Source organism: Methylobacterium sp. FF17, from assembly GCF_025813715.1.
Taxonomy (GTDB): domain Bacteria; phylum Pseudomonadota; class Alphaproteobacteria; order Rhizobiales; family Beijerinckiaceae; genus Methylobacterium; species Methylobacterium flocculans.
Genome location: NZ_CP107532.1, coordinates 2,372,225 through 2,389,526 on the forward strand (window position 1 = coordinate 2,372,225; position 17,302 = coordinate 2,389,526).

General features: G+C 72.6%; 26 protein-coding genes. 12 read left to right on the plus strand and 14 right to left on the minus strand.

Features of this window, described 5'->3' with window-relative positions; all coding sequences use genetic code 11:
* The first annotated feature begins 28 nt into the window (after nt 1–28).
* Nucleotides 29–910, plus strand: coding sequence for an NAD(P)-dependent oxidoreductase (locus tag OF380_RS10980; RefSeq protein WP_264051288.1), 882 nt, complete (start codon nt 29–31; stop codon nt 908–910).
* Here the strand turns inward: OF380_RS10980 and OF380_RS10985 are convergent.
* Both OF380_RS10985 and OF380_RS10990 read right to left on the minus strand, forming a co-directional pair.
* Entirely contained in the window at nt 900–1,259 is a 360-nt protein-coding gene (locus OF380_RS10985) for a hypothetical protein (RefSeq protein WP_264050794.1), read from the minus strand. The genes OF380_RS10980 and OF380_RS10985 overlap by 11 nt on opposite strands.
* A gap of 118 nt (nt 1,260–1,377) precedes the next feature.
* Nucleotides 1,378–1,650, minus strand: coding sequence for a hypothetical protein (locus OF380_RS10990; protein ID WP_264051289.1), 273 nt, complete (start codon nt 1,648–1,650; stop codon nt 1,378–1,380).
* A 198-nt stretch (nt 1,651–1,848) separates the two neighbouring features.
* On the opposite strand from OF380_RS10990, the gene OF380_RS10995 reads away from it, so the two are divergent.
* Nucleotides 1,849–2,043, plus strand: coding sequence for a hypothetical protein (locus OF380_RS10995; RefSeq protein ID WP_264050795.1), 195 nt, complete (start codon nt 1,849–1,851; stop codon nt 2,041–2,043).
* Between the two features lie 9 nt (nt 2,044–2,052).
* Here OF380_RS10995 and OF380_RS11000 read toward each other — a convergent pair whose 3' ends face one another.
* The 10 genes from OF380_RS11000 to OF380_RS11045 form a co-directional block, all read right to left on the minus strand.
* Nucleotides 2,053–2,190 (minus strand): hypothetical protein, encoded by a 138-nt coding sequence (locus tag OF380_RS11000; RefSeq protein ID WP_264050796.1) that lies wholly within the window; start codon nt 2,188–2,190, stop codon nt 2,053–2,055.
* Nucleotides 2,191–2,244: 54 nt separating this feature from the next.
* On the minus strand, nt 2,245–2,403 hold the full coding sequence (locus tag OF380_RS11005; RefSeq protein ID WP_264050797.1) for a hypothetical protein: 159 nt from the start codon (nt 2,401–2,403) through the stop codon (nt 2,245–2,247).
* Nucleotides 2,404–2,491: 88 nt separating this feature from the next.
* Nucleotides 2,492–2,812 carry a hypothetical protein gene (locus OF380_RS11010; protein ID WP_264050798.1) on the minus strand — a complete coding sequence of 107 codons (321 nt, stop codon included), beginning with the start codon at nt 2,810–2,812 and terminating at the stop codon, nt 2,492–2,494.
* 36 nt (nt 2,813–2,848) lie between these two features.
* On the minus strand, nt 2,849–3,067 hold the full coding sequence (locus tag OF380_RS11015) for a hypothetical protein (RefSeq protein WP_264050799.1): 219 nt from the start codon (nt 3,065–3,067) through the stop codon (nt 2,849–2,851).
* Nucleotides 3,067–3,249: a hypothetical protein gene (locus OF380_RS11020; RefSeq protein WP_264050800.1), complete on the minus strand. Its 183-nt coding sequence runs from the start codon at nt 3,247–3,249 to the stop codon at nt 3,067–3,069. Before OF380_RS11020 ends, OF380_RS11015 begins: the two co-directional genes overlap by 1 nt.
* 90 nt (nt 3,250–3,339) lie before the next feature.
* Nucleotides 3,340–3,519 (minus strand): hypothetical protein, encoded by a 180-nt coding sequence (locus tag OF380_RS11025; protein WP_264050801.1) that lies wholly within the window; start codon nt 3,517–3,519, stop codon nt 3,340–3,342.
* Nucleotides 3,520–3,604: 85 nt separating this feature from the next.
* Entirely contained in the window at nt 3,605–3,976 is a 372-nt protein-coding gene (locus tag OF380_RS11030) for a hypothetical protein (protein ID WP_264050802.1), read from the minus strand.
* Nucleotides 3,977–3,992: 16 nt separating this feature from the next.
* Nucleotides 3,993–4,334, minus strand: coding sequence for a hypothetical protein (locus OF380_RS11035; RefSeq protein ID WP_264050803.1), 342 nt, complete (start codon nt 4,332–4,334; stop codon nt 3,993–3,995).
* 56 nt (nt 4,335–4,390) lie between these two features.
* A complete protein-coding gene (locus OF380_RS11040; protein ID WP_264050805.1) occupies nt 4,391–5,251 on the minus strand; it encodes an SDR family oxidoreductase in 861 nt (286 codons plus the stop codon).
* 74 nt (nt 5,252–5,325) lie between these two features.
* Complete coding sequence (locus OF380_RS11045) at nt 5,326–5,775, minus strand: cupredoxin domain-containing protein (RefSeq protein WP_264050806.1); 450 nt, start codon at nt 5,773–5,775, stop codon at nt 5,326–5,328.
* 472 nt (nt 5,776–6,247) lie between these two features.
* On the opposite strand from OF380_RS11045, the gene OF380_RS11050 reads away from it, so the two are divergent.
* Nucleotides 6,248–7,018, plus strand: a complete 771-nt coding sequence (locus OF380_RS11050; protein ID WP_264050807.1) for a GntR family transcriptional regulator — start codon at nt 6,248–6,250, stop codon at nt 7,016–7,018.
* A 7-nt stretch (nt 7,019–7,025) separates the two neighbouring features.
* On the opposite strand, the gene OF380_RS11055 is transcribed toward OF380_RS11050, so the two are convergent.
* The gene (locus OF380_RS11055) at nt 7,026–7,442 is read right to left on the minus strand and encodes a nuclear transport factor 2 family protein (RefSeq protein WP_264050808.1); all 417 of its coding nucleotides are present in this window, start codon (nt 7,440–7,442) and stop codon (nt 7,026–7,028) included.
* Nucleotides 7,443–7,633: 191 nt separating this feature from the next.
* On the opposite strand from OF380_RS11055, the gene OF380_RS11060 reads away from it, so the two are divergent.
* From OF380_RS11060 to OF380_RS11070, 3 genes are read left to right on the plus strand one after another with little or no spacing between them, the layout of a single operon-like run.
* The gene (locus OF380_RS11060) at nt 7,634–8,821 is read left to right on the plus strand and encodes an ABC transporter substrate-binding protein (protein WP_264050809.1); all 1,188 of its coding nucleotides are present in this window, start codon (nt 7,634–7,636) and stop codon (nt 8,819–8,821) included.
* A gap of 10 nt (nt 8,822–8,831) precedes the next feature.
* Nucleotides 8,832–9,701, plus strand: a complete 870-nt coding sequence (locus OF380_RS11065; protein WP_264050811.1) for a branched-chain amino acid ABC transporter permease — start codon at nt 8,832–8,834, stop codon at nt 9,699–9,701.
* A 6-nt stretch (nt 9,702–9,707) separates the two neighbouring features.
* Complete coding sequence (locus OF380_RS11070; RefSeq protein ID WP_264050812.1) at nt 9,708–12,176, plus strand: branched-chain amino acid ABC transporter ATP-binding protein/permease; 2,469 nt, start codon at nt 9,708–9,710, stop codon at nt 12,174–12,176.
* Here OF380_RS11070 and OF380_RS11075 read toward each other — a convergent pair.
* Entirely contained in the window at nt 12,158–12,784 is a 627-nt protein-coding gene (locus OF380_RS11075; protein ID WP_264050813.1) for a 3'-5' exonuclease family protein, read from the minus strand. The genes OF380_RS11070 and OF380_RS11075 overlap by 19 nt on opposite strands.
* A 143-nt stretch (nt 12,785–12,927) precedes the next feature.
* Between OF380_RS11075 and OF380_RS11080 the strand changes: the two genes are divergently transcribed.
* The 6 genes from OF380_RS11080 (at nt 12,928) to OF380_RS11105 (ending at nt 17,120) form a co-directional block, all read left to right on the plus strand.
* Complete coding sequence (locus tag OF380_RS11080; protein WP_404810576.1) at nt 12,928–13,968, plus strand: phosphatase PAP2 family protein; 1,041 nt, start codon at nt 12,928–12,930, stop codon at nt 13,966–13,968.
* A gap of 66 nt (nt 13,969–14,034) precedes the next feature.
* Complete coding sequence (locus OF380_RS11085) at nt 14,035–14,403, plus strand: hypothetical protein (RefSeq protein WP_264050814.1); 369 nt, start codon at nt 14,035–14,037, stop codon at nt 14,401–14,403.
* Between the two features lie 136 nt (nt 14,404–14,539).
* Nucleotides 14,540–16,030: a protein adenylyltransferase SelO gene (locus OF380_RS11090; RefSeq protein WP_264050815.1), complete on the plus strand. Its 1,491-nt coding sequence runs from the start codon at nt 14,540–14,542 to the stop codon at nt 16,028–16,030.
* A 22-nt stretch (nt 16,031–16,052) separates the two neighbouring features.
* On the plus strand, nt 16,053–16,478 hold the full coding sequence (locus tag OF380_RS11095; RefSeq protein ID WP_264050816.1) for a DUF4267 domain-containing protein: 426 nt from the start codon (nt 16,053–16,055) through the stop codon (nt 16,476–16,478).
* 24 nt (nt 16,479–16,502) lie between these two features.
* Complete coding sequence (locus tag OF380_RS28770) at nt 16,503–16,820, plus strand: hypothetical protein (protein ID WP_404810577.1); 318 nt, start codon at nt 16,503–16,505, stop codon at nt 16,818–16,820.
* 111 nt (nt 16,821–16,931) lie between these two features.
* Entirely contained in the window at nt 16,932–17,120 is a 189-nt protein-coding gene (locus OF380_RS11105; protein WP_264050817.1) for a hypothetical protein, read from the plus strand.
* The last annotated feature ends 182 nt before the right edge of the window (nt 17,121–17,302 follow it).

Genomic DNA, 17,302 nt, shown 5'->3' on the forward strand with positions numbered 1-17,302 from the left:
GACAGGAGCGGATATGCAGGCGGACAGGATGGATGTGGGTGTGATCGGCCTCGGCCGGATGGGACGCGGCATGGCGGCGAGCCTGGTGCGCGCCGGGCACCGGGTGCGGGTCTGGAACCGCTCGCCCGGCGCGGCCGAGGGGCTCGCGGGCGCGATCCCGGTGGCCGAGGCCGCCGAGGCCTTCGCCGGGGATGCGGCGATCACCATGCTGGCCGACGACGCGGCCCTGCGCGCGGTGATCGTCGAGGGCGGCCTCCTCGACAAGGCCGATCGCCCGGGGCTCCATCTCTCGATGAGCACGATCTCGGTCGCTCTGGCCGGTGAGCTCGCGGCCATCCATTCCCGGGCCGGCGTGCCGTACATCGCCGCGCCCGTCTTCGGGCGGCCCGACGTCGCCGAAGCGGGCGCGCTCAACATCGTGGCGGCGGGCGATCCCGAGGGCATGGCCCGGGCCCGGCCGCTCTTCGAGGCCATGGGTTCCCGGACTTGGCCGTTCGGCGACGCGCCGCAGCGGGCCAACGCGGTCAAGCTCGCGGGCAACTTCATGCTGGTCTCGGCCATCGAGGCCATGGGCGAGGCGGCGGCCTTCGCCGAGGGGCACGGCGTGTCGGGGGCCGACCTCCTCGACCTCCTCACCAACACCCTGTTCGCCAGCCCGGTCTACAAGAACTACGGCGCCCTGATCGCGGCGCAACGCTACGAGCCGCCGGGGTTCAACCTCAAGCTCGGCGCCAAGGATATCGGTCTGGCGCTCGCGGCGGCCGAATCAGCGGGCGTGCCGATGCCGTTCGCCGAGGTTCTGCGCGACAACCTCGTCGCGGCGATGGGCCAGGGCGACGCCGACAAGGACCTCGCAGCCCTGGCCGAAGTGGCCCGACGCGCCGGCGGGCCGCGAAGCCCTACCGGTTGAACAGGAACAGCGAGACGCCGACCACCACCGGCACCATCGCGGCGAGCCCGATGAAGAGCGGCATGATCCAGCGGTTGTGCCCCTCCGGCTTCGCGGCCTCCCGCACCTTGGGCGGCGCGGCCTCGGTCTTCCGGGCCAGGGCGATGCGCTCGTGGGAGGGGGCGTTGCCGGCCGCCTCGTCGTCGGTGCCGAGCTGCGACAGGCCGGTGTCGTAGTGGGAGATCTTGTCGCCGGTGCGCCCGCTGTCGATGTCCGCCTTCAGCATCGCGGTGGTCGGCTTGTCGGAGTCCGGCGGAGGCTTCACCGCGAGGTTGGCCGGGGCGGGCGGAGTTTCGGATCGCAGTGCCATCGGGGCCTCCTCGCATCTGTGGCGCACCAACGCGTCATCCGTCCGGGTGTTCGCCGACGCCGCACGACCGGGCTGCCATGACGCAGCCCGGCCGCACGTTACGCCCGGACTGTAGGGCTCAGCGGCCGCCGCTGCTGCCGCCCGCGCTGCCGTTCGGGATGGCCCGCTCCGGCAGGTTGGCGTTGCCGCCGGCCGCCGAGTTCGTGGTGGCGGTGTCGGCGCCGGTGGCGCCACGGGCGATCACCAGGTCGGAATCGTTGCCCGTGGTGTTGGGCTGCTGCTGGATGATGGTCCCGCTGCGGGGGCCGCTGCCCGGGACGGGCACGGACTGGGCCCAGGCCGGCAGGCCGGCGGCGGTCAGGAGAAGTGCAGACGCGAGAAAGGGCTTCATGTGCTTCATGATGGTCTCCGTATTGTCGGGTATACGGAGAGAACCGGAGTGCAGGGCCCGCGTTCCGAAGTCTTTCGGTCGCACGGGGCTTCGTCCTTAATCGTACGATGATGAATTCGTTCGGGTTTCGCGGCCGGAACAGGCGTCGAAGAACCGGGGTTCGCCTGTCGTCAGGGAACGACGATTCAGGAGCGACCGATGACCCAGGGACACCCGAGCGATCGCAACGCCGCGACGCCCCCCGCGAAGCCCGGTGACGAGGCGACGCCCGGCGCCCCCGGGACGGGCGAGAACGTCTGCCGGGCCTGCGAGGGCCGGGGCACCGTGGAAGCCGGGACCTGTCCGGAATGCCAGGGCACCGGGATCGTCACCAGCGGCATCGGCGGCGGGTAGGGGCGGGCCCTATTGCGGGGGAAGCGCCGCGGGGATGCTCACGAAGTAGATCGTGTAGGCGATCAACGCCGCGACGAGCAGGCCGCCCATGATCAGGCCGTAGCGGTTGGTGCGGACCGGGCTGGGCTTGTGGTCGATGGGTGGCACGACGGGACGACTCCTCGGTTGTCCTGGGGATCGGCGGCGGTGGGACGAGGCCGGCTAATGGGTCAGCGCGGTCAGGCCGACCGCGAGCACCGCGCCGACGACGGCGAGCCCCAGCAGCGTGACGCTGCTGACCTGATCGACCCGGTCGACGGTCTGGCCATGATCGTGGGACGGGGCCGGATCCGGGTTCAGAACCTGCGTCGTGGTTTCCATTCGGTGATCCTCTGCCGGGTGATGTTTCGCGAAGGGTGTTCCGGGGCGCGACGATCCCGTGACGGAATCGTCGTGCCGGTCGGTCAGGTCAGTCCTTGGTCTGGCTGGCGAGGCTGCTCTCGGCTCCGGAGAGGTCGGTCTTCGGGCTCGCCAAGCCCGTGGTGTTGCCCGAGACGCCGGATTCGATCGCGTCGGGGTCGATCTCGCGATTGCCGGCGTGGTCCTGGTACTGCTCGGTCTGGACCATCTTGCTGTCGAGGCCGCGCTCGTCGTTGTGACGGGACTTGTCGCGGTTGCTCAGCACCATGTTCTCTTCCAGGATGCCGTCGGGCAGGTCCGTCATCGCACCGGTCCCGGTGCCCTTGCCCTGGGCGGCGGAGCCCATCTTGTGGCGGTCGGCATTGGCCATTCTGGCTCTCCCTCGGATGGCTGGAACCCGCCCGCGTCAGTGCGAGCGGTCGGCGGATTTGCCGGCGGCGTCGTGCGTGTGGTGACGGTCGCGCTCGCCGCCGCCGCCGGAGACGTGCGACTTCGAGTCGTTGGTGGGGCTGCCGGGCGTCGGGCCGGAATGCGCCTCCACCTGCGGCTTCGAGGCGTCCTGATGACTGCTGCCGGGGCCGCCGTGGTGACGGTCGGCGGCCGGCGTCTTCTTCGAGGTGCTCATTAGCGATCCTGCTGATAGCCCTGGTGCGTGGTGTTCACCTTGGAATTGCCGGCCTGCCCGACCTTGTCGGGATTCTGGGTCTGGGACCCCTTCGCGCCCGTGGCGACCGGCGTCTCCGGCGCGCTGCCGGGGCCCTTGTCGGACTGGTTGGCCGGAGGAACGGGCGGTGGCTTCGCCGTCATGCGGGGCTCCTGTCGCTGTTGGTGTATCGCAGGTATCAATCGCGCCCGGCGAAAGCTGTTCCGCCGGCGGGAGTGTTTGTCGCGGCGAGGCTATAGCTTGCGAATTCTGTCCTCGATACGTTTGGCCTCAGCCTCGTCGACCTGGACGGGTTGGCCGCTATCGTCGGGAATACCTTCGCCGGTCTGTGCGATGGTGGTGTCGCGCGGCCGGGAATTCGGTCCGGTGGAATCCGGCTTCTCCGGGGGCGGTTCGGCGGGTTCGCGTGGCATGGGGGCTCCTTCCTGGGCTCCTGTCTGGGCATCGCCGCCGACGTGGAGGCCGGTTCGGCGTAGCGCCTCTGAAGAACGATCGGCGCTAGTGCCGATGCGCGCTCCTGAGGGTGGCGTCGCGAGGCGCGTCGCGGTCGCTCGCCGCGATGAGGGCGAGTTCGGCGAGCCCCAGGGCCGCGAGCAGGAGGCGGTCCCGGGCCGGCTCGTCCTGGAGGAGGGCGGCCGCCCCGACGAAGGTGAGGGCGCCCACCGCGTCGCAGGCGAGATGCGTGCGCATGCCGAGGGCCGGGACGAGGCCGCCCTCGTAGCGGGTGAGCAGCGTGTAGCCGTAGTGCCAGACCGGGCCCACCCGCATGATCCGCCGCGTGGCCCGGCCGCGCCGTGGCGCGAGCGAGAGGGCGGCGATGCCCGCCGGAAACAGGTAGTCGGTCAGGGCGTGCAGGCGGGTGGGGATCATCGCGGGCAACCTCGTGTCAGGACGCGGCCTTCGGCGTCGGGCTCGGATCGGAGATGTGGCGCAGGTTCTCGGCCGGGGTCTCGGCTTCCGTCGCCTCGACGCTGGCGATGCTGCCGCCGCCGGTGGAATCGAGGCGCTGGAAGTCCGAGGCGACCCGGGCGGTCTCGGCCTGCCAGCTCGGGTCCGATTCGAGCTCGCGCTGCAGGGTCTCGGGCCGGCCCACGTCGCGGGCCTCGTCCTGGCCGAAATCCTGGCCGTTCCGGTCGGTGTAGGGATCGAAGTCGCGCAGGTTCGGGCGCTTCGTCCCGGCCGCCTCGGCGCGGGGCTGATCGGGTTGGGGCTTGTCGGTCTCGTCCATGGTCGCTCCCGCATGGTTTCGGAGGATCAGGAGATCACAGGATCAAGGGATGTGCCTCAGATGATGGGCTTGCCGCCCGTCACCGCGATGGTCGCGCCGGAGACGTAGCTCGATTCCGGGCTCGCCAGCATGACGTAGACGGGGGCGAGCTCGCAGGGCTGGCCGGGGCGCTGCATCGGCACCTGCGAGCCGAAGCTCCGGACCTTCTCCATCGGCATGGTGGAGGGGATCAGCGGGGTCCAGACCGGGCCGGGCGCCACGCAGTTCACACGGATCTCGCGCTCCGCCAGCATCTGGGCGAGCCCCCCGGTGAAGTTCTGGATCGCCCCCTTGGTGGTGGCATAGGCCAGGAGTTGCGGGCTCGGGGTGTCGGCGTTCACCGAGGTGGTGTTGATGATGGCGGCGCCCGGCTTCATGTGCGGCAGGGCGGCCTTCACGAGGTAGAACATCGCGTGGATGTTGGTGGCGAAGGTGACCTCCCACTCCTCGTCCGAGATGTCCTCCGGCTTCGCGAAGGTCTTCTGGTGCGCGGCGTTGTTGACGAGCACGTCCACCTTGCCGAACGCGGAGACCGCTTGGTCGATGATCGCCCGGCAATGCTTGGCGTCCTTGATGTCGCCCGGCACCGGCACGGCCGTGCGGCCGGCCTCCTCCACGAGGCGGCAGGTCTCCTTGGCGTCCTCGTGCTCGTCGTAGTAGCTCACCAGCACGTCGGCCCCCTCGCGGGCGAAGGCCAGGGCGACCGCCCGGCCGATGCCGCTGTCGGCGCCGGTGATCACCGCCTTGCGCCCGGTCAGGCGCCCCGAGCCGCGATAATGCGCCTCGCCGTAATCCGGGCGCGGATCCATGTCGGCGTCGCGGGCCGGGGGCGTGAGCTGGCGCTGCCGGTCGAAGGGCGGCTTGGGGAAATCCGTCATCGCGGCGGGTCCTCATGAGATCGAGTGCGGGATGGGGGCGTGGCGCGGACGCGTCCGGGCGTCCGGCCCAGGTGTCAGGGCGTCCTGCTCAGGGTCAGGGTGCCTTGGAAAGGCGCGCTCTGCTTCGAGACGCTGGTGCAGCCGTAGGGATACTGCCCCTCGGCCAGCGTCCGGATGCGAAGCATGCCCTTGCCGTTCTGCTTGATAAGGTAGCCGTCGTTGCTGGCCACGTGGACGAGGTCGCCGTCATGGTGAAGCACGTGCCGGTTCTCGAACTGGCGCGGCGCCGTCAGGGTGACCTGGTTCCTGGTGGTGTTGTGGATCGTGAGTTCGACGTTGCTGTCGGCGGGCAGGCGCAGGTCCGCCGGCGAACATCGGACGGCGCCGTCCGCCTCTTCCACCGTCAGGGCGACGGGGGGCAGCGCGTCGGCGTTCCGGGGCGCGCCCGTGGGTTTTTCCTCGGCCATGGCCGGGCCGAGGAGCAGGAGGCCGAGAAGGACGAAACGGGGCAGCATGGGTGGCATGGAGGGCAGGTCCGGAATCGTTCGGTCTGGGATCGACCGCGACGGCGCAGGGCAAGGCTCCCGACGAAGCCGTCCGGCGCATCACGGTCGCAAAGGTGTCGGCTCTGACACGACAACCGGGCCCGGATGGGTTTGTTTCGAGATCCTTCGGAACGACGCTCCCGGATCCGCCCGAGGGCGGGACAATACGCTCAAGCTCTTCGGGCGGTGCCATGTGGAGGACGAAGAGGACTTGGCCGACGAGGGCTTGGCAGGCGAGGACTTGGCAGTGGCACGCGGTGTTTCGCGCGCGCCCGGCCGTCGTGACGGCACCGGTTTGCCAAAGGGCGTCGGCAAGGCCGATTCCGCAGGCCGCGCCGCGTTATTCCCGAGGTTGCATTGCCTTGCGGATGGCCCTTGGGACGTGCAGGAACGGCTCTGGTCCCGCTCATGCTTCCCGGCAGCCGGGACGGGCACGGAGGATCGAGGCGGCATGCGGGGCGAGAACGCGGGAGGCGGGGAATCGCGGCCGGCCGGCGCCGGCCGGGAGGGTGCGCAGGACGGGATCGCGCGGGAGACCCGGGACCGGGTCGGCGCCATCTGCCGCTCGCTGCGCCGGGCGATCGTCGAGCAGGCGATCCGCCCTGGAGACCGCCTGCCGGAGGATGCGCTGGGCGAGCGCTTCGGCGTCAGCCGCACCATCGCGCGTCAGGCGCTCGGGCAGCTCGCCGGAGAGGGGCTGGTGGAGCTGCGGCGCAACCGCATCGCCGTGGTGGCGACCCCGAGCTGGGACGAGGCGCGCGACACCTTCGATGTCCGCATCAGCCTGGAGCGGCTGGTGGTCGCCCGCCTGGCCGGACGCCTCACGCAGGCGCAGCAGGCGGAACTCGCGGCCCATATCGCGCGGGAGGAGGCGGCCCGGGGCGGCTCCGAGGCGGCCTCGATCCGGCTCGCCACCGAGTTCCACCTGCTCCTGGCGCAGATGACCGGCAGCCCCGTGCTGGAGCGCTACGTGGCCGAACTCGGCTATCGCTGCGCCCTGGTGCTCTCGCTCTACAGCCGGCCCCATTCGGCCGAATGCGGCGTCAGCGAGCACCGCGCCCTGGTGGCGGCCCTGGTCGCGGGAGACGCCGAGCGCGCGGTCGCGTTGATGGACCATCACCTCGACGCGGTGGCCGAGCGCGCCCGCATCGTCGCGGCCCCGCCCCGCGAGCGCGACCTCGGGCGGCTGCTCGCCCCCTATGTCGAGGCCGCCGAGGGCTGACGACCGCTCAGGTGTTGAGGTCGTGCCGGCTCAGGATGCGCTCGGCGCTGTCGTTCCAGACCTCCATGGTCACGATCAGGCCGTCGCGCACCGTGAAGCGGTCGACGTAGCGGTTGCCCTCGAAGGGCGTCCCGTCTGGCCAGGCGCCGTAGAGGGTGCCGAGGCTGTAGACCGTGGTGACCCCGTCCCCGGGCACCACGTCGAGGCGCTCCATCCGCTTCTTCACCCAGGCATAGCGACCCGCGTTGAAGGCCGTGACCTCGCGCGGATGCGCGAAGCGGCGCCCGCCGGTGAACACGATGGTGATGCCCGGCGCCATGTAGGTGGCCGCCCGCTCCGGGTCCGGCACCATCGAGGCTTCGAGATAGGCGGTGACGTTGGCCGCGTCGCGGGCGGTGGTGTCGGTGGGCGTGGCAGCAGTCATGGGCGGGACTCCGTGGGACCAGGGTTCACTGCCGCAAAGGCGCGGCAAGTGCATGCAACAAGTGTATGCACTTTGGCGCATCGGCAGGCAGTGCAGGCCGGGTGCGCGGAATTCCGTCAGCAATTTCAAGGCCGAAGCGGCTGGCACGGGCATTGCGCGAGTCAGCGCAGATCCGCCGCCGGAGAGACCCCATGCCCACCCGCGTCCTGCCGCCACTCACCCGCCGCCTCGCCCTGGGCGCCTGCCTGCTCCTCGGCCTGCCGCTGGCGGACCCGGCCCGCGCCGCGGAGCCGATCCGGATCGGCCTCGTCACGGCGCTGAGCGGACAGTCGGCGAAATCCGGCGAGGCGATCTCGCGGGGCATCGGCCTCGCGATCGACGAGATCAATGCCGGGGGCGGCGTCCTCGGGCGGCCCCTCGAACTCGTGGCGCGCGACGACGAGGCCAACCCGTCGAAGGGCGTGCTCGCCGCCCGCGAACTCATCCAGCGCGTCGGCGTCGTCGCCCTGGTGGGCGGGCTCGACACGCCGGTCTCCATGGCGCTGGTGCCCATCGCCAACCAGATGAAGGTGCCGTTCCTCGGGCCCTGGGCCGCCGGCACCGGCATCACCCGCAACGGGGCCGCCGACAACTACGCGTTCCGGGTCTCGGCGGTCGACGCCCTCGTGGACGAGGCTCTGGTGGCCTACGCGGTGAAGACCCACGGGGCGAAGAAGCCGGGGATGATCCTCGTCAACAACGCCTGGGGCGAGTCGAACCAGCAGGGCCTCACGGCGGCCTTGAAGAGCGCCGGCCTGCCCGCCGCCGGCATCGAGAAGTACGAGGCCGCCGACCTCGACATGGTGCCCCAGCTCACCCGCCTGCGGGAGGCCGGCGCCGACACCCTGTTCCTCGTGGGCAATGTCGGCCCCTCGGCCCAGGTGGTGAAATCCCTCGACCGGATGGGCTGGAGCGTGCCCGTGGTTTCGCATTGGGGCCCGGCGGGCGGACGCTTCGACGAGCTCGCCAGCCCGGGCGCGGCCCGGGTCCACTTCATCCAGACCTTCACCTTCGCGGGCAACACGAGCCCGAAGGCGCTCGCCGTCCTCGACGCGCTCAAGGCGAAGTACCCGGCCATCAAGTCCATGGCCGACGTGACCCCGGCGGTCGGCATCGCCAACGCCTACGACGCCACGCACCTGCTGGCGCTGGCGATCAAGGCCGCCGGTTCCACCAACGGGCCGGAAGTGCGCGACGGCTTCTACAAGGTCGCGACCTATCCGGGCCTGATCAAGACCTACGACGCGCCCTTCGCGCCGGGCCGGCACGACGCCCTGGGGCCGCAGGACTACGTCTTCACCCGCTTCCAGAACGGCGAGATCGTCGCCGTGGCGAACTGAAGGCGTCGCGATGCTCACCGGCACCCTCATCACCGGCCTCGGCCTCGGCAGCATGTACGGGCTGGTGGCGCTCGGCTTCCACATCACCTTCGCGGTCTCGGGCACCGTGAACTTCGCGCAGGGCAGCGCCGTCACCCTCGGGGCGGTGCTGGGCTACGCCCTCGGCGTCACCCTCGGCTGGCCGATGCCGGTGGCGATTCTCGGCGCGCTCACCGGTTGCGCGCTCCTCGGCCTCGTCGTCGAGCGCCTGCTGGTGCGCCCCTTCGTGGAGAAGGGCTCCGATGCCTGGCTGCTCGCCACCGTGGCGGGCGGCATCGTCCTCGACAACGCGATGCTGTTCACCTTCGGGAAGGAGCCGCGCAGCCTGCCCTCCGCGCTCGCGGTGAAGCCCATCGAGATCCTGGGCACCGGCATCTACCCGCTCCAGCTCCTCATCCCCGTGGTGGGGCTCGGCGTGGCGATCGCGATCCGGACCCTGTTCCGGCGCACCGACCTCGGCCGGGTGCTGCTGGCCGTGGCGCAGAACGCGGATTCCGCCCGGCTGATGGGCATCGATGTCCGCCGCACGGTGGCCTACGCCTTCGCGCTCTCGGCCCTGCTCGCGGGGGCGGCGGGCCTCCTCATCGCGCCGCTCTTCTCGGTCTCGGCCGAGATGGGGGCCCTGTTCGGGATCAAGGCCTTCGCGGTGGCGATCCTCGGCGGCATCGGCTCGGCCACGGGCGTGGTGCTGGCCGGCCTGCTCTACGGCGTCCTGGAGGCCGGCGTCACCGCGACCCTCGGCTCCACCTACACGCAGCTCGTCGTGTTCTCGGTCATCATCCTGGCGCTGGCCCTGCGGCCGGACGGGCTGCTCGGCCGCGCCGCGATCAACAAGGTCTGACGCCCGATGCACGCGTTCCACGGGCGGGCCGCGATGCCCCTCGCCATCCTGGCGCTCACGCTGGCGGGGCTCGGCCTCGTCGGCGCGACGGGCGGCTACAGCCACTTCGTCATCGCGCTGGTGGCGCTGACCACCGTGGCGGGGACCGGGCTCAACATCCTCCTCGGCCTCACCGGGCTGATCTCCTTCGGCCATGCGGGCTTCTACGCCGTCGGCGCCTATGCGAGCGCGATCCTCACCGGGGCGGGCCTGAGCTTCTGGCTCGCCCTGCCGGTCGCCGGCCTGCTCTCGGGGCTCGTCGGGGCCGCGCTCGCGGTGCCGGCCATGCGCGTGAAGGGGCCCTACCTCGCCATGGTCACGATCGCGTTCGGCTTCATCATCGAGCACGCGCTGATCGAGGGCGGGGCGCTCACCGGCGGCCAGAACGGCCTCGTCGTCACCGCCGGGCCGAGCCTGTTCGGCTACGCCCTGGTCGAACGCGACCTCGCGATCCTCGCCGTGCTCGGCGCGGGCGCGAGCCTCTACGGCTTCCACCGCCTCGCCCAGAGCCGCCTCGGCCGGGCGATGCGGGCCGTACGCGACGCGGATGTCGCCGCCGCCTCCCTCGGCTTCGATCCGGTGCGGGTGAAGACACTGGCCTTCGCGCTCTCGGCGGCGCTGACGGGGCTGGCCGGGGCGGTGCTGCCGCCCCTGATGCTGTTCATCGCGCCGAGCTCGTTCCCGTTCTCGCAATCGATCCTGTTCGTGCTCTCGGTGGTGGTGGGCGGCGCCGGCACGGTGCTCGGGCCGCTGCTGGGCGCCCTCGTCACCGTGCTCCTGCCCGAGACCCTGGCGGGCCTCGCCGAATACCGGCTGCTCTTCTTCGGGCTCGCGACCCTGGTGGTGCTCTGGCTGGTGCCCTCGGGCCTCGTGGGCAGCCTGGCCCGGCTGCTTCCCCGTCGCCCCGGCGCCGCGCCCCGGCCCGCCACGGACCTCTCGGTCCTGCTGGGGCAGCGCGGCGGCGAGGCCCTGGTGGTCGAGGGCATCGGCATCAGCTTCGGCGGCATCCGCGCGGCCGAGGGCGTCTCGGTCAGGGCCGAGGCCGGGGCGGTGACGACCCTCATCGGCCCCAACGGCGCCGGCAAGACCACGGTGCTCAACATGGTCTCGGGCTTCTACCGGCCGCAGGCCGGCGCGATCCGCCTCGGGGACCGCAACCTCGCCGGCGCCCCGGCCCACGTCATCGCGCGGGCCGGCATCGCCCGCACCTACCAGACCACGCGCCTGTTCGGGTCGCTCAGCGTCCTCGACAACGTCGCCCTCGCGATCGCGCCGGGCCGCCTCGGGCGCCGCTCCGGCGTCGCGGACCCGGCCGCGGCCGCCGCCCTCCTCGCCTTCGTGGGCTATGACGGCGACGGGGACCGGCCGGCCTCGGAACTGCCCCATGTGGACCGCCGCCTCGTGGAGATCGCCCGCGCCCTCGCCGGCCGCCCCCGCGTGCTGCTGCTGGACGAGCCCGCCGCCGGCCTCACCCGCGCCGACACCGACCGCCTGAGCGGCCTCCTGCGCCGGATCGCCGGCCAGGGCATCGCCGTGGTGCTGGTCGAGCACGACATGCCCCTGGTGATGGGCGTCTCCGACCATATCCTGGTGATGGATGCGGGCCGGCCGATCGCCCAGGGGGCGCCCGCCGCCATCCGCCGCGACCCGGCGGTGATCCGCGCCTATCTCGGCGGGGCCGACACGCCCGCGCGCCCCCGCGCCGCGCCCTGGCAGGGGGCCGCCGACGCGGTGCTCTCGACCCAGCGCCTCACCGCCGGCTACGGCGCCGCCCCCGTCCTCGACGCCGTCTCCCTCGAGGTGCGCCCCGGCGAGACCGTGGCCCTCCTCGGCGCGAACGGGGCCGGCAAGTCCACCGCCATGCGGGCGCTGGCCGGGCTGCTGCGCCCGGTGGCGGGTGACATCGTGCTGGAGGACCGCGCCATCGCGGGGCTGCCGGCCCATGCCATCGCCCGGCTCGGCCTCGCTCTGGTGCCGGAAGGCCGGGGGGTGTTTCCCGAGCTCACCGTCATCGAGAACATCCGGCTCGGCGCCCATGGCCGCGCGGCGCCCATCGACCCGGCCGAGATCGAGGCCCTGCTCACCCGGTTCCCGCGCCTGCGCGACCGCGCGACGAGCCGGGCCGGCCTGCTCTCGGGGGGCGAACAGCAGATGCTCGCCATCGCGCGCGGGATGATGGCGCGACCGCGCATCCTCCTCCTCGACGAGCCGTCCCTGGGGCTGGCCCCGGCGATGATCAACGCCCTCTACGCCGTGGTGGCGGACCTGCGCGACCAGGGCGTCACCATCCTCATCGTCGACCAGATGGCGGCCCTGGCGCTGACGGTCGCCGACCGGGGCTACGTGCTGGAGCAGGGACGCGTCGTCACCGCCGGCACGGCCGCCGAACTCGCCGCCGACAAGGGACTGGAGGCGGCCTATCTCGGCGCCGCCTGATCGCCGTCCGGCTCGGGAGCGCCCTCGCGCAAAACCGCTTCGGCGAGCGCGCGGGCCTGCCCCCAGCGCCGCCACTCGCGCCTTGCATCCGACAGGGCCCGGTGCTCGGGGGCGGGATCGTCCTTCGCCTCCTGGCGCAGGGCCGTCATCAGCCGGCCCGCGACCGCGTCGCGCCGCTCCGGCGCCAGCCCGCCGGCCGTCAGGACGTCGAGGATGACCCGGCGCTGCGCATCCGCCGTCGCCTTCAGGCGCAGGGCGTGCCGGGGCAGGCCGCCCGCGCGCAGGAGCCGGCTCAGCCAGCGGCCGTCCCAGGAGGGCGCCGAGGCGTAGAGCCCAACCTCGCGCAGGGTCGTGAGCATGTGCAGGGCCACCCAGTCGTGCGGCACGCCCTCCCGGACGAGGCGCTCGCGCGGGATGCCGTGGACCGCCTCGGCGCCCGGCGCCCAGTCGGTCCAGGCGGGGGCCGGCCGGATCAGGAAGCTCTCGCCGGTGCCGTCCGCCAGCACCCACGCGACCTCGACCGGGTAGCTGGCCTTGCCGAGGGACGAGGCCTCGAAGTCGAGGAAGGCGACGCGGCTCACCGGCACGCGCTCGGACGGACGCAGCACAGGTCGAAACTCATCACGGGTCGGAACTCATGGCGTCTGGCCGGGGGCGGCGTCTGTGGGAAACCGCGGTGCGAACGCACCGGCCGGCAACCAACGGCCCCACCGTCGAGTTCCGGCTTCGACGGACCAGCGAAGGATCACGGGTGAGCGACGCAACACCGATCTCCCTGCCCAGGCGCGGGGAGCGCACCGGGATCATCCGGACTCCCTTCCCGGCCCGATGGGCCGCCGCCGCCCCATCCCTCCCGCTCGCTCTTGCCGCGCCGCATCCCGGATTCTGGGCCCTGGCGCTGGCGATCGCCCTCCTCGACGCCGTCTGGCTGGCGCGGGCCGGCATCGCCCTGGCCCCGTTCGGGTTCGCGGTCTCGGCCGGCCTCGTGGCGGTCCTGCTGGGGCTCGCCGTGCTGTTCGGGCCCGTGAAGTCGGAGCCGAGCCTGCGGGCCATGGCGCTCGCGAGCGCGGCGCTGATCGCGATCACCCTGCCCATCGCGGTGCTGCACTACCTCACCGCCACCTGGGCCCTGCCGCTGGCCGATGCGCGGCTCGCCGGCATCGAGGCCGCCCTCGGCTTCGACTGGCCCGGCTATCTGCGGTTCCTGGAGGCGCATCCGGATCTCGCCCGGGGGCTGGCGCTCGCCTATCACACGAGCGGGCCGCAGGTCGGCCTCGTGGTGATCGTGCTCGCCGCCACGCGCCGCCTCGGCCGCCTCTGGGCCTTCGTTCGGATGTTCGGCGTCTTGCTCCTCGCGGTGGTGGGCATCGCCGCCCTGGTGCCGGCGGCCGGGCCCTTCGCGCATTACGGCGTGACGGCCTTCGCGCCGGGATCCCTCGAGACGATGGGCGCCCTCTGGCACCTCGACGCCCTGGAGCACCTGCGGGCTGGGACGCTGCGCACCCTGGCGCTCGGCGACATCCGGGGGCTCGTGACCTTCCCGTCCTTCCACGTCTGTCTCGCGGCCCTGACCGCCTGGGCCCTGGCGCCGGTCCCCGTCCTCGGCCCCCTGGTCATCGCCCTCAACGCCCTCGTCATGGTCGCGACCCTGGGGGCGGGGGGGCATTACCTGCCCGACCTCCTTGCGGGCGGTGCCCTCTCGCTCCTCGTCATCGGCGGACGCGACGTCCTGCGGCGCCGCGCCCGGCGCTCCGCTGAACTGCCCGCGCGCGCCCCGCGTTACCCTGTGTGAAACGCCCGGCCCCGCGACGCGACCGCCGGTGCCGTCCGATTCCCGCCCGACCGGAGAGGATCGCCCATGCGCGTCCCGACGCTCGCCCTGATCGCCGCCCTCGTCTGCGTCGGCGCGCCGCTGCCCGCCACCGCGCAGAGCACCGGCTTCGTCACCGGCTTCCCGGGCAAGGACCCGGCCGGCGACGACGAAATCGGCTGGGGCCCGGCCTACCGGCCCGAGACCAGCTTCTCACAGCCCGGCACGCCGCCGACCCCGGGGGATTTCGCGGGCGCGGCCGCCCGCGCCCGCACGGGTCGCGGTTCCTACGATGCGGTTCAGGGCGGCGGCCTGCGCGGCGCCCGCTACGCGCCGGAAGCCGGGAGGGACGCCGCACCCCGTCACCCCCGGCGCCCGGCCCGCCACCATGCCCGGCATCCGGATCGTCACCGCTGACGCGCCCGTCCGTTCGGATCGCCCCGATACGTTGCCCCCACATGCGTTGCCCCCACATGCGTTGTCACTTGGCGCTCCGCACCCCAGGTCGTGTGCCGAGGCGCCCGCCGCGCACCACACCGGATCACCCCCGTCGATGACAGCCGCCATCCCCTTCGCCATTCCCTTCACGAACACCTATGCGCGCCTGCCGGAGCGGTTCTTCGCGCCCGTCGCGCCGACGCCGGTGGCCGCGCCCCGGCTCATCCGCGTGAACCGCGATCTCGCCGGACTGCTCGGGATCGACCCCGACTGGCTCGCCGGTCCGGAGGGCGTCGCGGTGCTGGCGGGCAACGGGGTGCCCGAGGGCGCCGAGCCCCTGGCGATGGCCTATGCGGGGCACCAGTTCGGCAACCGCGTGCCCCAGCTCGGCGACGGCCGCGCGATCCTGCTCGGCGAGGTGATCGGCCGCGACGGGCTGCGCCGCGACATCCAGCTCAAGGGCTCCGGGCCGACGCCGTTCTCGCGGCGCGGCGACGGGCGCGCGGCCCTCGGCCCGGTCCTGCGCGAATACGCGGTCAGCGAGGCCATGGCGGCGCTCGGCATCCCCACCACCCGGGCGCTCGCGGCGGTGCTCACCGGCGAGACCGTCCAGCGCGAGACCGCCTTGCCCGGCGGCGTCCTGGCCCGGGTCGCCTCCAGCCACATCCGCGTCGGCACCTTCCAGTTCTTCGCCATGCGGGGCGATGTCGACGGCGTGCGCGCGCTGGCCGACCACGTCATCGGCCGGCACGACCCGGACCTCGCCCAGGCCGAGAACCCCTATCGCGCGCTCCTCACGCGGGTGATCGAGCGGCAGGCGGACCTCGTGGCGCGCTGGCTCCTCGTCGGCTTCATCCACGGGGTGATGAACACCGACAATTGCGCGGTGTCCGGCGAGACGATCGATTTCGGCCCCTGCGCCTTCCTCGACGCCTACGACCCGGCCGCCGTGTTCAGCGCCATCGACGAGAACGGCCGCTACGCCTACGGCAACCAGCCGGGCATCCTGCACTGGAACCTGACCCGCTTCGCCGAGGCCCTGCTGCCCCTGCTCGCACCCGAGACGGAGGACGGCATCGCGGTGGCGCAGGACCTCCTGGCCGCCTTCGGGCCGCGCTTCGAGGCGGCCTATTACGGGGGCCTGCGGGCGAAACTCGGCCTCGCCACGGTGCGGGACGAGGACTTGGAGCTTGCCGGCGCCCTGCTGCAGGCGATGAGCGCGAACCGCGCCGACTTCACCCTGACCTTCCGCCGGCTCGGCGACGCGGCGCTGGGCCCGGAGGGCGACGCCGCCCTGCGCGCCCTCTTCGCGGACCCGGCGGCCTACGATGCCTGGGCGACGCGCTGGCGCGCGCGCCTCGCCGCCGAACCCATGGATCCGGCCGCCCGCCGCGCCGCGATGAACGGCGTGAACCCGGCCTTCATCCCGCGCAACCACCGGGTCGAGGCCGTGATCGAGGCGGCGATCGCGCGGGACGACTTCGCGCCGTTCCACGAACTCGTGACGGTGCTGGCCCGGCCCTACGACGACCAGCCGGCCTTCGCCGCCTATGCCGAGCCGCCGCAGGCGCATGAGCGCGTCCTGCGCACCTTCTGCGGCACCTGAGGCCCGCCATGCGGGCGAAGCGGTGACCGGCGACGCGGAGCGGCCGGCACGCGGGTGGCGCCTCGCGGCCATCCTGGCGCTCGCCGGACTCTTCGCGGGGCTGGCCCTGCTGTTCGTCCGGGCGCCGTCCGCCGGGGCGGTCCTCTTCGGGCTGCCCGCGCCGGAGGGCGGGGCGCTCGCCTATGTTCAGGCCATCGGGTTCCGCGACGGCGCGCTCGCGCTGGCCCTGGCGGGCCTCGGCTGGCGCGCGCCCCGCTCCGCCGTCGCCCTGGTCCTGCGGGTCGGCCTCGTCATTCCGGCCTGCGACTTCGCCCTCGTGGCCCTGTCGGGCCCTGTGGCCTGGCCCCTCGCGCTCCACCTCGCCAGCGGCCGCGTGCTCCTCGGGCTGTCGCTCTGGCTGAGCTCCCCGGCGGGCGGCCGCGAACCGGGCGCGCGGCCCGGAGGTTGATCATTCGATAATGGAGATCAGCCCATGGCCGTCACGCATGAGACTCCCCCCGCTTCCCGGGCGAACGCTGCATCCGGGGCGAAGACAGCCGGCGCGGGCGGGCTCGCGACCGGCCCGCGCGACACGGTGAGCGGCGCGGTGCAGGAAACCCCCACTGAGCCGATGGAGCGGCCCGGCACCGAGAATGCCGAGGACGCCCGCAAGACCGAGGATACGGAGAGCACCATCGACGGGCCGCGCCTGACGCCGCAAGGGCGCACCGGAGAGGATGCCTCGGGCGAGGACGAGACCGACCCCATGGGCGGCGCGAAGACCGGGCAGGTCGACCCGGCGGAAGGTTGAGGACGCGGCCCGCCCGGCGGACCCCAGGCGGACCGCCGCGATCGCGCTTTGCAAACGTACTGGTATATCGTATTCCTAAGAGGAGGTCGGGTCATGCCAGCAGGTGCATCGATGAGCCAGACAGTAAAACCGGATCGTCCGATCTGGCCGCCCGTTCCCGAGACCATCGTCCCGCCCGACACCAAGCGCACCAAATCCGAGGACGCGACCGAGGATTCCCGGCGCTCCGAGCACCCGGTCGCGGAGAACGCGGCCGGCAAAGCGCTGAGCTTCGAGGGATTCGGATCCTTCGCGGGCTGAGGATGCTCCCGGCCCGTGCGTGGTCGGCAACAGGTTTCGATCCCTGTCGGCGTGCTCAAGTCATCCTGCAGGTATCGGTTCACACGACGAACACCCGGTGCGGGGTTGGGAATCCGCTCCCTACGTGTGTCGATCGCAGCTTTCCGTGTGGGCTCCGTGCTCTGGCCTCGAGCTTCATCGCA